The sequence below is a fragment of the Kribbella koreensis genome (assembly GCF_039525325.1).
GTDB lineage: Bacteria > Actinomycetota > Actinomycetes > Propionibacteriales > Kribbellaceae > Kribbella > Kribbella koreensis.
In genome coordinates, this window is the sequence record NZ_BAAAHK010000014.1 from 165,836 (window position 1) to 178,575 (window position 12,740).

Sequence of the window (12,740 nt, forward strand, 5' to 3'; positions counted from 1 at the left end):
GGCGTCCATCGCACTGGGAGCGCTTCCAAAATCAGTCGCACGGAATCGGAAAGGCACCATCATGGCGAAGAGGAAAGCGCTTGCCGTAGGGCTTGCGATCGGCGCGAGCGTGGCGCTGCTGGCGGCCGGTTGCGGTGGCGGCGACGGTGAGCAGGCGGCGGACGGCAAGGTCACGCTGACGATCAAGACCTTCGGGCAGTTCGGCTACGAGGACCTGATCAAGACCTACGAGTCGTCGCACCCGGGCATCCAGGTCAAGCAGGACAACATCGCCAAGCTCGCCGACTACACGCCCAAGCTGCAGCAGTGGCTGACCGCCGGTAGCGGCGCCGGCGACGTGGTCGCGCTGGAGGAGGGCATCCTGATCAAGCTGATGGGCAAGCCCGATCAGTTCGTCAATCTGCTCGACCAGGGCGCCGGTGAGCTGAAGGGCAACTTCCTGGACTGGAAGTGGCAGCAGGCGCTGACGCCGGACGGCAAGAAGCTCGTCGGTCTCGGGACCGATATCGGTGCTCAGGGCATGTGTTACCGGACGGACCTGTTCGCGAAGGCCGGGTTGCCGACCGATCGGGCGAAGGTCGGCGCGTTGTGGCCGACGTGGGACGGCTACCTGGCCACCGGCAAGAAGTTCGTTGCCGCGGGCACCGGCGCGAGCTACTTCGACACCGTCGGCGGCGTCTACCAGAACATCCTCATGCAGCAGGGCGATACGACGTACTTCGATCGCTCGAACAAACTGATCGCGGACAGCAACCCCGGCGTACGGGCTGCTTGGGACCAGTCGGTCGCGATGGTCGGCGCCGGGTTGTCGGGCAAGCTGCAGATGTGGAGCCCGGCGTGGAACGCGGGCTTCAAGAAGGGCACCTTCGCCACCATCCCGTGCCCCGCGTGGATGCTCGGCGTCATCAAGGACCAGGCGGGCCCGGAGAACGCAGGCAAGTGGGATGTCGCCCGGGTCCCCGGTGAAGGCGCGGTGCGCGGCGGGTCGTTCCTCGCCGTACCGGCCCAGAGCAAGCACCCGAAGGAAGCCGCTGAGCTGGCCAAGTTCCTGACCAGCCCCGCCGGCCAGATCGGCGCCTTCAAGGCCAAGAACAACTTCCCCTCGGCACCGCAGGCCATCGACGACCCGTCGGTCTCCAGCGCGGTCAACGACTACTTCAACAAGGCGCCGGTCGGCAAGATCTTCGGCCAGTCGGCGAAGGAGCTCAAGCCGGTCTACCTCGGCCCCGACAACCAGGTGGTCGGCGACGGCATCGGCGACGCCCTCACCGCGGTGGAGCAAGGCAAGTTGCAGCCCGACGAGGCCTGGACGAAGGCGATGTCGGACGCCAAGCGGGCTGTGGAGAAGTGAGCGCAACAGTCAATCGCTCGCCGCGTAAGAGCCCGCCGCCCGCCGTCAAGGCGGCGGGCGGCGGGGGCGGGCTGCCGCCCGGGCACGCGCGCGTGCGGCGCGCTACCGGGAGAGGCGAGGCTGCGGCGTCCTGGCGGAATCGCCTTGACCTCCATGGGTCGCCGTACTTCTTCATCACTCCGTTCTTTGTCTTGTTCGCGCTCTTCGGGGCGTTTCCGTTGGTCTACACCGCATGGGTTTCGTTGCGGGCTTGGGATCTCACCGGGGACGCGGGGTTCGTGGGGCTGCGGAACTACTCGCGGCTGGTGGGGGATCCGGACTTCTGGAACGCGATGGGGAACACGCTGGGATTGTTCGTGTTGTCGACCGTTCCGCAGTTGTGTTTCGCGTTGGTGATCGCGGGGTTGCTGAACCGGCCGATCCGGGCGTTGATGATGTTCCGGCTGGGGGTGCTGGCGCCGATCGTCACCTCCGTGGCGGCCGTGGCGATCGTGTTCGGGCAGCTCTACGGACGCGACACCGGGTTGGTCAACGGTCTGCTGGGGCTGGTCGAAATCGGGCCGATCGACTGGCAGGCGAGCAAGGCGTCGTCGTGGGTCGCGGTCGCGAGCATGGTCAACTGGCGATGGACGGGGTACAACGCGTTGATCTACCTGGCGGCCATCCAGTCGATCCCGCGCGACCTGTACGAAGCGGCCCAGCTCGATGGGGCCGGCGCGATCCGGCAGTTCCGGGCGATCACCGTGCCGCTGATCCGGCCGGCGCTGATCTTCACGGTGGTGATGTCGACGATCGGCGGCATGCAGCTGTTCACCGAGCCGCTGCTGTTCGGCCAGGGCGACATCTCCGGCGGCAGTCTGCGCCAGTTCCAGACGATCGCGATGTACATGTTCGAGCAGAGCTTCCAGAACTTCGACTACGGCTACGGATCGGCGATCGCGTGGGCGATCTTCCTGCTGACCGTGCTCGCCGGCGTCGCCAACGCGCTGATCGCCAGGCGCTGGAGAGGCGGTAGTACCCAATGAGACGGCAGTACCAACTGGGACGGCGTACCCGAGGCAACTCCCTCGTCTACCTCACCCTGCTCGTCAGCCTCGTGCTGTCGGTCTTCCCGCTCTACTGGCTGTTCGTCGTCGCCACCCGCTCCAACGACGTCGTCGGCCAGATGCCACCGCCGCTGCTCCCGGGCGGCAACCTCGGCGACAACGTCGGCCGGCTCTTCAACGCCGAGGAGGCCCACTTCGCCCGCGGGCTGGTCAACTCGATGGTCGCCTCGGTCGCGGTCACCATCTCGGTCGTTTTCTTCTCGTCGCTGGCCGGCTTCGCGTTCGCCAAGCTGCGGTTCAGGGGCCGCAACACACTCCTGATCGCGGTGCTCGCGACGATGATGGTGCCGGTCCAGATGGGCATCGTGCCGCTGTACATGGTGATGGTGAAGCTCGGCTGGCAGAACCAGCTCCAGGCGGTGATCGTGCCGTTCCTGGTCTCCGCCTTCGGGGTGTTCCTGATGCGCCAGTACGCCGAACGCGCAGTACCCGACGAGCTCATCGAGGCCGCCCGGCTCGACGGCTGCAGCACCTTCGGGCTGTTCGTCCGAGTGGTGTCGCCGGCGCTGCGCCCTGGCGCCGCAGTACTGGGGTTGTTCACCTTCATGAGCACCTGGAACGAGTTCCTCTGGCCGCTCGCGATCCTCGAGGCGGACAACCCGACGGTGCAGTTCTCGCTCAGCCAGCTCGCCACGCAGTACTACACCGACTACACGCTGATGTTCTCCGGCACGCTGATCGCGACGGTCCCGCTGCTGCTGGTGTTCATCCTCTTCGGCCGCCAGATCATCGGCGGCATCATGGACGGAGCCGTACGGTCGTGACCGAGTTAAAGTCTGGACCAGGCAAGACGAAGGAGAACGACCAGGTGACGACCGAGACTCCCAGACGGCAACCCACGCTCGACGAGGTCGCCGAGCGGGCCGGGGTGTCGCGATCGGCGGCGTCCCGGGTGATCAACAACGCGCCGCACGTCAGCCGCGCCAAACGCGAGGCGGTACGCCGGGCCGTCGACGATCTCGGCTACGTGCCCAACGCCACGGCTCGTGCGCTGGCGACTCAGCAAGCGGGCTCGGTCGTGCTCGCGATCTCCGGCGACGACCCGGGCATGTTCGCCGACCCGTTCTTCGCCGAGGTGGTCGTCGGCGTCAACTCCGTCCTGGAGGAGACCGAGCTCGAACTGATGCTCTCGCTCGCCACCTCCTCCCGCGGCCAGGCGAGGTTGGAGCAGTTGCTCCGCACCAGGCAAGCCGACGGCGTCATGCTCATGTCCCTCCACGGTGACGACCCCCTGGCCGCCCTGGCCGCCAACGCCTCCGTGCCAGTCGTCTTCGGTGGCCACCCGCTCAACTTCGAACCCCGGTACTACGTGGACGCCGACAACCGCGGTGGCGCCCGACTCGCCACCGAGCACCTGGTCGCGGCCGGCCGCCGCCGGATCGCCACCATCACCGGCCGCCTCGACGAGGGCGCCGGCATGGCCAGACTGCAAGGCTTCCAAGACGCCCTGGCCGTCGCCGGCCTGGACAACACGCTGGTCGAGAACGGTGAGTTCCGCGAAGACGGCGGCAGCATCGCGATGACCAAGCTGCTCGATCGGGCCCCCGACCTGGACGCTGTCTTCATCGCTTCCGACCAGATGGCGATCGGTGCCCTCCGGGTCCTGGCCCGGGCCGGCCGGGACGTCCCCGGCGACGTGTCCATCGTCGGCTTCAACGACATCACCAGCGCTCGCCACACGGAGCCTCCGCTGACCACGGTCAACCAGCCGATCCACGCGCTGGGCCGTGAGATGGCCCGCATGCTGCTCGCGCTGATGTCCGGCGACCAACCGAGCCCGCTGATCCTGCCGACGCAGTTGGTGATCCGCTCGTCGGTCTGAGCTCTGGGAGGTTTGTCGTCAGCCGTGCAGGGTGGGGTGGTAGGTCAGTTCCTGGGTGCGGCCGTCGAAGGTGTGGCTCTCGATCAGTTCGAGGTCGAAGTCGGCCGCGCCCTGGAAGATCGGCTCCACGCCGGTCTGACCGGCGATCACCGGGAACACGGTGATCTGCACCCGGTCGACCAGGCCGGCGGCCATCAGCGCCCGGTTCAGCGACAGGCTGCCGTGTGACCGCAACGGCACGTCGGACTCCTCCTTGAGCCGGGCGACCACCTCGACCGCGTTGCCCTTGACAACGGTCACGTCCGGCCAGTCGAACGGTCCGTCGAGGGTCGAGGAGAACACCGTGGCCGGCATGCTCCGCATGGCCGCGTTCACCGGGTCGAGCGCCTCGGCCGGAATCTTGCTCAGGCCGACCATCTGCTCCATCAGCCGGAAGGTGTTGGCGCCGAAGACCATCCGCTGCTGCTCGGCGTACTGCGCCAGCCGGCGATCCAGGAACTCGTCGCCGGCCTTACCCCAGTACGGTCCCCAGTCGGCGTCGTCGTACGAGGCGAAGCCGTCGAGGCTGGAGAAGATGTCGAAGGTGTAGGTCGCGGCCATGGTGCTCTCCTTCACTGCGTCGGGCGGCCCGGTGGGCAGCTGCTCGTCCCTTGGTCGAACGGCTCGCAGGGGAATCGACAGCGCCTGCCGAATTCTTTCCGACGACAGGGGGCAGCCCGGTTTGCGGACTGGAGGGTTCTGGATTGCGACACGACGGTGATGTAGTTGACACGGCGAGGTTGCTGGTGTTGGCGGGGTGCGTGGTGCAGTATGGACCTCGCCGTCCGGGATCGACGGTGGTTGTTCGAGAACGCTGGGGAAGGCGCAGCTCGAACACAGGAGGTCCCGGTGGCGACGACTCGTGGCGTTTTATACGTCCACACCGTGCCGTCAGCGTTGTGCCCTCATGTTGAGTGGGCAGCGGGCGGCATCCTAGGCGTGCCCGTGAAACTCGACTGGACGCCGCAGCCCGCGGCGCAGGGAACGTACCGGGCAGAGCTGTCGTGGCAGGCCGAGGCCGGCACGGCGGCGAAGCTGGCCTCGGCTCTGCGCGGCTGGCAGAAGCTGCGCTTCGAGGTCACCGAGGAGCCCAGCAACGGAGTCGAGGGCGAGCGGTACTCCTTCACCCCGACGCTCGGCGTCTTCCACGCGACCACCGGGGTGCACGGCGACATCATGGTGCCCGAGGAACGGCTGAAGGCAGCGATGCTGAAGGCGTCCACCGGCGAGGCGGATCTGACCGAGGAGGTCGAGCGGTTGCTCGGCCGCCCCTGGGACGACGAGCTCGAACCGTTCCGGTACGCCGGTGACGGCGCGCCCGTCCGCTGGCTGCACCAGGTGGTCTGAGCAGAACCTGAGAAGTTCAGAAGAAAGCCCGTGAGGGCAGGACAAGCAGCGCGATTTGCACGATGCTATGAACAAGCTTCCCGTTGATCGGGACCAAGAAGTGGCCGCTGGGCCACCGGGTGTCGGGACACCCCCGGTTGTCACACACAGCGGCCGCACCACGTGAAAGGGCGCGGACCTCACGGTCCGCGCCCTTCTTTTTGTATTACAGCGGAATGTTCCCGTGCCGCCCGCGAACGCGTCCGCCGGACTCTGCGGCAGCGATTGCAGCAGCCAGGGCCGAGCGTGTCTGCACCGGCTCGACGATCTCGTCGACGACGCCGATCTGACGGGCACGCTCGATACCGCCGGCGATCTTCTCGTGCTCGGCGGCCAGCTCGGCCTCGACCTGCGGCCGCAGATCCGGCTCGACCTCGGCCAGCCGGCGCCGGTGCAGGATCCGGATGGCCGCGACAGCACCCATGACGGCAACCTCGGCCCGCGGCCAGGCGAACACCCGGGTCGCGCCGAGTGAGCGTGCGTTCATGGCGATGTACGCGCCACCGTAGGTCTTGCGGGTCACCAGCGTGACGCGCGGTACGACGGACTCCGCGAACGCATGCAGCAGCTTGGCGCCCCGGCGTACGACGCCGTCCCACTCCTGCCCAACACCCGGCAGATACCCAGGTACGTCGACCAGGACCACCATCGGCACGCCGAACGCGTCACACATCCGCACGAAGCGAGCAGCCTTCTCCGCCGACAACGCATCGAGACAACCGCCCAGCCGCAACGGGTTGTTCGCGATCACCCCGACGGTACGACCGCCAAGCCGCCCGAGCGTCGTGACGATGTTCGGCGCCCACCGCTGATGCAGCTCGACGCCGGACTCCTCGTCGAGCACCCCGCCGACCAGCGGGTGGACGTCGTACGCACGCTTGGCCGACTCCGGCAGGAAGCCGGACAAGTCGGTGTCGGAAACCTCATCCGCCACCGAGCCGGGGTTGGCGAACAGATCCGCCAGGCTTCGCGCCTTCTCGATCGCGGCCGCTTCGGAGTCGGTGGTGATGTGCACGACGCCGGACCGCCGCCCGTGCGGCTCAGGTCCACCGAGCCGCAGCATGTCGACGTCCTCGCCGGTGACCGAGCGGACCACGTCCGGCCCGGTGACGAAGATCCGTCCCTCCGGCCCGAGGATGACGATGTCGGTCAGCGCCGGCCCGTACGCCGCTCCACCCGCCGCGGGGCCAAGTACGACTGAGATCTGCGGGATCTTGCCTGACGCCTGCGTCATCTCGTAGAAGATCTTGCCGACCGCGTGCAGCGACAGCACGCCCTCGGCCAGCCGCGCGCCACCGGAGTGCCACAGCCCGATGATCGGCAGCTCCTCCTCGCGAGCCACCTTGTAGGCCTGTACGACGACCTCGCAGCCCTCGTCGCCCATCGCGCCACCCATCACGGTGGCGTCGGAGCAGAAGGCGATCACCTGAGCGCCGGCGATCGTGCCACGTGCGGCGAGCATGCCGGACAGGTTGTCCGGGGTGATCAGCTCGAGCGTGCCCGGGTCGAACAGCGCGGTGAGCCGGGAGACCGGATTGCGGGGATCCTCTTCGCGCGGCAGCTTGACCGGCTTCACAGGTGCGGTGGTCATGGGCATCTCCCGGGGTCGGAAAGGCGCGGACTGATCAGTGGGCCGGGGACAGGGGCCCCGGCCCACTCACAGATCAGACCGATTGACTGCACCAGCCTGATTCACTGATCAGACTGCGTCGGGGCATCAGACGGACTTGAAGGCCAGGGCGACGTTGTGGCCGCCGAAGCCGAAGGAGTTGTTCAGTGCGGCGATGTCCCCGTCGCCGAGCTTGCGCGGCTCGGTGGCGATGTCGAGCTCGACACCGTCGTCGACCTTGTCCAGGTTGATCGTCGGCGGTACCAGCCGGTGGTGCAGGGCGAGCACGGTGGCGATCGACTCGACCGCTCCGGCGGCGCCGAGCAGGTGGCCGATCATCGACTTCGGCGCGGTCGCCACGGCGGTGTCGGCGACCTTGCCGAGCGCCTTGCGGATCGCGATCGCCTCGGCGACGTCACCGGCCGGGGTCGAGGTCGCGTGCGCGTTGATGTGCACGATGTCGCCGGTGGCCAGGTCGCCCTCGCGCAGCGCCTGCAGCATCGCGCGCTCGGCACCCGAGCCGGTCGGGTCGGGCTGGACGATGTCGTGACCGTCGGCGGTGATCCCGGCGCCGGCGAACTCGGCGTAGATCTTCGCGCCGCGGGCGACCGCGTGGTCGTAGTTCTCCAGCACCAGCACGCCGGCGCCCTCACCGAGCAGGAAGCCGTCGCGGTCGACGTCCCACGGACGGGACGCGCGCTCGGGGTCGTCGTTGCGCTTGCTCAGCGCCATCATCTGGCCGAACGCGGCCAGCGGCAGGCCGGCGATCGAACCCTCGGCGCCACCGGCGACGACGATGTCGGCGCGGCCGAGCCGGATCTGGTCGGCGGCCAGCGAGATGGCCTCGTTGCTCGACGCGCAAGCGGAGACCGGAGTCTGTACGCCGGCCAGCGCACCCAGCTCGAGACCGACGTTGGCGGCCGCCGAGTTCGGCATCAGCATCGGGATCGCCAGCGGGGAGACCCGGCGCGGACCCTTCTGCAGCAGGTCGTAGTTGGCCAGCGTGGTCATCAGGCCGCCGATGCCGGTGGCGATCGCCACGCCCAGGCGGGTCTTGTCCAGCTCGACGTCGGCCAGGCCGGAGTCGGCCCAGGCCTCGCGGGCGGCGACGACGGCGAACTGCGCGTTGCGGTCCAGCCGGCGGGCCTTGACCCGTTCGATGATCTCGGTGGGTTCGACAGCGGCGGGAGCGGCGATCTTGACCGGCAGCTCCTCGACCCAGTCGGCGGTGAGCAGCTTGGCGCCGGACTTACCGGCCAGCAGCGCCTCCCAGGTGCTGGCGACGTCGCCCCCGACCGGGGTCGTCGCTCCGAGCCCGGTGATGACGACTCGGGTCTTCGACATGGTTACCTCATCCTTCGGCGTATCAACGGGTGGGGGAGGCCGGTACGGCGTACCGGCTGGGGCTGCCGCGGCGGCTCACCGGATGCTGAGATCCAGTGAGCCCGCGACGGCTGCCAGCACGATCGAGACGGGTCTCGATCAGCCGTTCTGCGCGCGCTCGATGAACGCGACGGCGTCACCGACGGTCTTCAGGTTCTTGACCTCGTCGTCGGGGATCTTGACGCTGAACTTCTCTTCGGCGGCGACGACCACCTCGACCATGGAGAGCGAGTCGACGTCGAGGTCGTCGGTGAAGGACTTGTCCAGCTGGACGTCCTCGACCGGGATGCCGGCGATCTCGTTGACGATCTCGGCGAGGTCGGAGCGGATCTCTTCGGTGCTGGCCATCTGTGTGGTTCCCTTTCGGATACGTGCTTTGTAGGTACTGCGAGCCGGGATCGGCCACCTGAGCCGCCCCGGACAACTATGGGCTACCGCGCCCCCGTACTACGGGAGCCGGATCACCTGGGCGGCGAACGTGAGTCCCGCGCCGAAGCCGATGATGAGGGCGACGTCCCCGCTCTTCGCCTCGCCGTTCTCGCGCATCGTCGCGATCGCGAGCGGGATCGAGGCGGCGGAGGTGTTGCCCTGCCGCTCGATGTCGCGCGCGACCTTGACGCTCTCGGGCAGCTTCAGCGTGCGCCGCATCGCGTCGGTGATCCGCATGTTCGCCTGGTGCGGGATGAACAGGTCGAGGTCCTCGGGCTTGACGCCGGCGACGTCGAGCGCCTGCTGCGCGGTCTTGGCCATCTCGAACGACGCCCAGCGGAACACCGGGTTGCCGTCCATCGTGAGGTGCGGCCACTGGTAGCTGCCGTGCGCCTCGACCCAGGACTCCTTCTGGCTGATCACCTCGTGCTGGGTGCCGTCCGAACCCCAGACGACCGGGCCGATGCCCGCCTCGTCGGACGGTCCGACCACGGCCGCGCCGGCGCCGTCGGCGAAGATGAACGCCGTCCCGCGGTCGGTCCGGTCGGTGATGTCGCTGAGCCGCTCGACCCCGATCACCAGCACGTACTTCGCGCTGCCGCCGCGGACCAGGTCGCTGGCCATCGCGATGCCGTAGCAGAACCCGGCGCAGGCGGCCGAGACGTCGAACGCGGCCGCCGTCGGGGCGCCGACCGCGACGGCGATCTGGGTCGCGATCGCGGGGGTCTGGTACAGGTGCGTGACGGTCGCGGTGATGACACAGCCGATCTGCGCCGGGTCGATCCCGGAGTCGGCGAGGGCCTCCTTGGCCGCGTTCGTCGACATCATCAAGATGGTCTCGTCCTCGGAGGCCCAGCGGCGCTCCTTGATCCCGGAGCGGGTCTGGATCCACTCGTCGCTGGAGTCGATCTGCTCCAGGATCTCCGAGTTCGGCACCACTCTGCGCGGCCGGTACGAGCCGAGGCCCAGTACTGCGGCGTGCGCCGCTCCGGTCGACTCTGCGATCTGTCCGCCCATGTCAGTTCACTCCACTCGGGTGCAGCCGCACGAGCGGCTGTCCAGGGGCGACGGGGTCGCCTTCTTCGACCAGCCACTCGACCACGCTGCCGCCGTGCGGCGCGCGGACCTCGACCTCGTCACGCAGGCTCTTCACCAAGGCGACCACCTCACCGGCCTCGACGGTGTCGCCCGACTCCCGGGTGACCTGTCCCTCCCGGGTGAAGGTGCCCTTGATCGGCGCGACCAGCAGCCGCCAGGTCGGCGACGCGTTGATCTCCGACGGGCTGCCGTGCTTGTCCACGAACGCGCGGGCGTCGTCGAGCTGGTCCGGCGTCTTCAGCGCGAACACCTCGACCCCCTTGAGCGCGCGCCGGGCGATCCCGGTCAGCGTGCCGGCCGGGGTCATCTCCAGGATGCCGGTGACCTGCAGGTCGGCCATCGTCTGCATGCACAGGTCCCAGCGGACCGGCGCGTTGACCTGCTGCACCAGCCGGCGCAGGACGTCGCGGCCGTCGTGCACGATCTGGCCGTCGCGGTTCGAGATCAGCCGGGTGCGCGGGTCGTGCGTGGTGATGGAGCGGGCGTAACCGGCCAGCGTCTGGACGGCCGGCTCCATGTGCTTGGTGTGGAAGGCGCCCGCGACGGACAGCGGGATCAGCCGGGTCTTCTCCGGCGGGTCGGCCTGGAAGGCGGCCAGCTCCTCGACCGTACCGGCGGCGACGATCTGGCCGGGGCCGTTGTCGTTGGCGGCGGTCAGCCCGTACTTGTCCAGCTTGGCGAGGATCTCCTCGCGGTCACCGCCGAGCACCGCGGTCATCGAGGTCGGCGTCAGGGCGGAGGCAGCGGCCATCGCCTTGCCGCGCTCGCGGACCAGCACCATCGCCTGCTCACCGGTGATCACACCGGCGCCGACGGCGGCGGCGATCTCACCGACGCTGTGGCCGGCCAGCGCGCCGATCTTCTCGAACGAGTCGCCCGGGTGCGGGAACAGCGCCAGCGCGGACAGCATGCTGGCGGCGACCAGCAGCGGCTGCGCGATCGCGGTGTCGCGGATCGTGTCGGCGTCGGCCTTGGTGCCGTAGTGGGCGAGGTCGAGACCGGCGACCGCGGACAGCCAGTTCAGCCGGTTCTCGAAGACGGGGTCGGCCAGCCACGGCTCGAGGAATCCTGGGGTCTGGGCGCCCTGTCCGGGCGCAGCGATGACGAGCACGAGAACAACTCTCCCTGAGGCAGCCGGTTCGCGGAGCACAATGCGCCACGAATTCTACCCGCAGGACTTTGTAGGGTTCCTACAAAAACGACGATCCGGGCTCCGGGTTGAGCAGGCGCCCGAGGGTCAGTGCGACACGTAACGTGAAAGCGTCTCGGGGATTCGACGGCGAGTAGCCAGTGAGTTCGCCCACACGCTTCAACCTGTACCGGACGGTATTGGCGTGGATGAACATCGCCCGGGCCGTCGCCTCGATGGAACCACCGGAGTCCAGGTAGGTCGAAACGGTGTCGAGTAGTACTCCGTCGCCCATTGTGAGCGGGCCGTAGACGTCCGAAGCGAGTTGCCGGCGGGCATGACCGTCGCCGGACAGTGACCGCTCGGGCAGCAGTTCGTCGGCCTGGACCGGCCTCGGGGCACCTGGCCAGGCGGGTGCGGCGCGGAGGCCGGCGACCGCAGCCCGGGCACTGGTGACGGCGGACATGAGGTCCTTGACAACGGGTCCCACGACGATCGGGCCGGGTCCAAACCAGCCCGCCAGTTTTTGTACGATCTCGACAGGTTTGCTCGTACCACCGAGTACCACCACCAGCCGGTCGCCCTGCATCGCGCACAGCGCGTCGGCTCCTGCCTCGCGGGCCGCATGCCGTACTGCGTCGGCGACGTTGGCGCTGCCGGACTCGGCCTCGAGGGCTCGTCCGACGACCACGGCGACCTCCGACGAGGTGCCGCCGGTGGTACTGGTGCCGGTCCAGCCGAGGGCGGAGGCGCGGGATCGTACGGACTCGTCGGCCTCGCCGCGGATGACCGAGTCGACGACGAGCGCTTCGAGCCGGGCGTCCCAGGCGCCGCGCATCTCGGCTGCTTGGGCGTAGATGGTGGCGGCGGCGAAGGCGACCTCACGGGCGTACCGCTGCATCGACTCGCGGACGGCCGGTACGTCGTCGGCCGGGAGCAGGTCGCCGATCGTCTGCTCGATCATCTCGATCGTGGTGCGGAGCAGGTCGACGGTCTGATGCAACGAGATGACCCGGGTGAACTCCCGCGGCGCCGACCCGAACATCCGCGTCGGCATCGAAGAGTGCGCCTCAGGATCCCGGAACCAGTCGACGAAGGCGGTGATACCGGACTGCGCCACCAGCCCGATCCACGACCGGTCCTGCGCCGACAGCTTGCTGAACCACGGCAACTTCTCATCCATCGCCGCAATAGCAGCCGTCGCCAGCGCCCCGGTAGCCCCCTGCAACCGAAGCGCCCGCGCCTCATGCGCACTGATCCTCCGCTTCCCACCCACACCCCGACCCTACAGAGCCCACCCCGCACCCCTCCCCAACCACCAGCCACCCCGCCCCGCCCCACCCCGCCAGAGTCGCCCCGCCCGCATCGCCCGCCCCGCCCCGCCAGAG

At 68.7% G+C, this 12,740-nt stretch carries 12 protein-coding genes; 5 read left to right on the top strand and 7 right to left on the bottom strand.

What is annotated here, in order from left to right:
• The first annotated feature begins 61 nt into the window (after nucleotides 1-61).
• The 4 genes from ABD116_RS29235 to ABD116_RS29250 are packed head-to-tail and all read left to right on the top strand — an operon-like array spanning nucleotide 62 to nucleotide 4,279.
• Entirely contained in the window at nucleotides 62-1,351 is a 1,290-nt protein-coding gene (locus ABD116_RS29235) for an ABC transporter substrate-binding protein (protein WP_343977307.1), read from the top strand.
• On the top strand, nucleotides 1,348-2,376 hold the full coding sequence (locus ABD116_RS29240; RefSeq protein ID WP_343977310.1) for a carbohydrate ABC transporter permease: 1,029 nt from the start codon (nucleotides 1,348-1,350) through the stop codon (nucleotides 2,374-2,376). The genes ABD116_RS29235 and ABD116_RS29240 overlap by 4 nt, the downstream gene beginning before the upstream one ends.
• Nucleotides 2,373-3,221, top strand: a complete 849-nt coding sequence (locus ABD116_RS29245; RefSeq protein ID WP_343977312.1) for a carbohydrate ABC transporter permease — start codon at nucleotides 2,373-2,375, stop codon at nucleotides 3,219-3,221. The genes ABD116_RS29240 and ABD116_RS29245 overlap by 4 nt, the downstream gene beginning before the upstream one ends.
• Entirely contained in the window at nucleotides 3,218-4,279 is a 1,062-nt protein-coding gene (locus ABD116_RS29250) for a LacI family DNA-binding transcriptional regulator (protein ID WP_343977315.1), read from the top strand. Before ABD116_RS29245 ends, ABD116_RS29250 begins: the two co-directional genes overlap by 4 nt.
• Nucleotides 4,280-4,297: 18 nt before the next feature.
• Here ABD116_RS29250 and ABD116_RS29255 read toward each other — a convergent pair whose 3' ends face one another.
• Nucleotides 4,298-4,879: a dihydrofolate reductase family protein gene (locus ABD116_RS29255; RefSeq protein ID WP_343977318.1), complete on the bottom strand. Its 582-nt coding sequence runs from the start codon at nucleotides 4,877-4,879 to the stop codon at nucleotides 4,298-4,300.
• Nucleotides 4,880-5,167: 288 nt separating this feature from the next.
• Here ABD116_RS29255 and ABD116_RS29260 point away from each other — a divergent pair, with 288 nt between their 5' ends.
• Nucleotides 5,168-5,665, top strand: coding sequence for a DUF3145 domain-containing protein (locus ABD116_RS29260; RefSeq protein ID WP_343977321.1), 498 nt, complete (start codon nucleotides 5,168-5,170; stop codon nucleotides 5,663-5,665).
• 205 nt (nucleotides 5,666-5,870) lie between these two features.
• Here the strand turns inward: ABD116_RS29260 and ABD116_RS29265 are convergent, their stop codons facing one another.
• The 6 genes from ABD116_RS29265 to ABD116_RS29290 all read right to left on the bottom strand — a co-directional run bounded on the left by ABD116_RS29265 (nucleotide 5,871) and on the right by ABD116_RS29290 (nucleotide 12,628).
• Nucleotides 5,871-7,295, bottom strand: a complete 1,425-nt coding sequence (locus ABD116_RS29265; RefSeq protein WP_343977324.1) for an acyl-CoA carboxylase subunit beta — start codon at nucleotides 7,293-7,295, stop codon at nucleotides 5,871-5,873.
• A gap of 126 nt (nucleotides 7,296-7,421) precedes the next feature.
• Nucleotides 7,422-8,657, bottom strand: coding sequence for a beta-ketoacyl-[acyl-carrier-protein] synthase family protein (locus tag ABD116_RS29270; RefSeq protein ID WP_343977327.1), 1,236 nt, complete (start codon nucleotides 8,655-8,657; stop codon nucleotides 7,422-7,424).
• A gap of 138 nt (nucleotides 8,658-8,795) precedes the next feature.
• Entirely contained in the window at nucleotides 8,796-9,044 is a 249-nt protein-coding gene (locus tag ABD116_RS29275) for an acyl carrier protein (RefSeq protein WP_270131318.1), read from the bottom strand.
• Nucleotides 9,045-9,143: 99 nt separating this feature from the next.
• Nucleotides 9,144-10,142 (bottom strand): beta-ketoacyl-ACP synthase III, encoded by a 999-nt coding sequence (locus ABD116_RS29280; protein WP_343977333.1) that lies wholly within the window; start codon nucleotides 10,140-10,142, stop codon nucleotides 9,144-9,146.
• 1 nt (nucleotide 10,143) lies between these two features.
• Nucleotides 10,144-11,334 carry an acyltransferase domain-containing protein gene (locus ABD116_RS29285; protein WP_343977336.1) on the bottom strand — a complete coding sequence of 397 codons (1,191 nt, stop codon included), beginning with the start codon at nucleotides 11,332-11,334 and terminating at the stop codon, nucleotides 10,144-10,146.
• Between the two features lie 79 nt (nucleotides 11,335-11,413).
• Nucleotides 11,414-12,628 carry a PucR family transcriptional regulator gene (locus ABD116_RS29290; protein ID WP_343977339.1) on the bottom strand — a complete coding sequence of 405 codons (1,215 nt, stop codon included), beginning with the start codon at nucleotides 12,626-12,628 and terminating at the stop codon, nucleotides 11,414-11,416.
• Nucleotides 12,629-12,740: the final 112 nt, after the last annotated feature.

Coding starts and splice junctions, on each gene's coding strand:
- ABD116_RS29280 (WP_343977333.1), bottom strand. CDS start 10,142: ATGGGCGGACAGATCGCAGAGTCGACCGGAGCGGCGCACGCCGCAGTA.
- ABD116_RS29235 (WP_343977307.1), top strand. CDS start 62: ATGGCGAAGAGGAAAGCGCTTGCCGTAGGGCTTGCGATCGGCGCGAGC.
- ABD116_RS29265 (WP_343977324.1), bottom strand. CDS start 7,295: ATGACCACCGCACCTGTGAAGCCGGTCAAGCTGCCGCGCGAAGAGGAT.
- ABD116_RS29275 (WP_270131318.1), bottom strand. CDS start 9,044: ATGGCCAGCACCGAAGAGATCCGCTCCGACCTCGCCGAGATCGTCAAC.
- ABD116_RS29245 (WP_343977312.1), top strand. CDS start 2,373: ATGAGACGGCAGTACCAACTGGGACGGCGTACCCGAGGCAACTCCCTC.
- ABD116_RS29270 (WP_343977327.1), bottom strand. CDS start 8,657: ATGTCGAAGACCCGAGTCGTCATCACCGGGCTCGGAGCGACGACCCCG.
- ABD116_RS29255 (WP_343977318.1), bottom strand. CDS start 4,879: ATGGCCGCGACCTACACCTTCGACATCTTCTCCAGCCTCGACGGCTTC.